This is a genomic window from Acinetobacter sp. NIOH-H-8, from assembly GCF_046635365.1.
Taxonomy (GTDB): domain Bacteria; phylum Pseudomonadota; class Gammaproteobacteria; order Pseudomonadales; family Moraxellaceae; genus Acinetobacter.
Genome location: NZ_JBHDVN010000116.1, coordinates 1 through 820 on the forward strand (window position 1 = coordinate 1; position 820 = coordinate 820).

The 820-nt window shown below is 54.0% G+C and carries 1 protein-coding gene; it reads left to right on the plus strand.

Features of this window, described 5'->3' with window-relative positions:
* Positions 1-820, plus strand: an 820-nt coding sequence (lysS, locus tag ACEWB7_RS17285) for a lysine--tRNA ligase (RefSeq protein ID WP_411581003.1), incomplete at both ends; no start/stop codon positions are given.

Consider the following 820-nt stretch of genomic DNA (forward strand, 5'->3'; position numbering starts at 1 on the left):
GCTGTATGTGGCGCGCGATGATCTGCCGGAAGGCGTTTACAACGAGCAGTTCAAGAAGTGGGATCTTGGCGATATCCTCGGCGCGAAAGGTAAGCTGTTCAAAACCAAAACCGGCGAGCTGTCTATCCACTGCACCGAACTGCGCCTGCTGACGAAAGCGCTGCGTCCGTTGCCGGATAAATTCCACGGCCTGCAGGACCAGGAAGCGCGCTATCGCCAGCGTTATCTGGATCTCATCTCTAACGATGAATCCCGTAATACCTTCAAAACCCGTTCGAAGATCCTGGCCGGTATTCGCCAGTTTATGGTTGCTCGCGGCTTTATGGAAGTCGAAACGCCGATGATGCAGGTGATCCCAGGCGGCGCGTCTGCCCGTCCGTTTATCACCCATCACAACGCGCTGGATCTGGACATGTACCTGCGTATCGCGCCAGAACTGTACCTGAAGCGTCTGGTGGTTGGCGGCTTCGAACGCGTATTCGAAATTAACCGTAACTTCCGTAACGAAGGCATCTCCGTGCGCCATAATCCTGAGTTCACCATGATGGAACTCTATATGGCGTATGCGGACTACAAAGACCTGATCGAGCTGACTGAGTCTCTGTTCCGTACGCTGGCGCAGGATGTTCTGGGCACCACCCAGGTTCCATACGGTGATGAAGTGTTTGACTTCGGTAAGCCGTTCGAAAAACTGACCATGCATGAAGCGATCAAGAAATATCGTCCGGAAACGGATATGGCTGATCTGGACAACTTCGACTCCGCGAAGGCGATTGCTGAAAGCATCGGCATTCACGTCGAGAAGAGCTGGGGTCTGGGC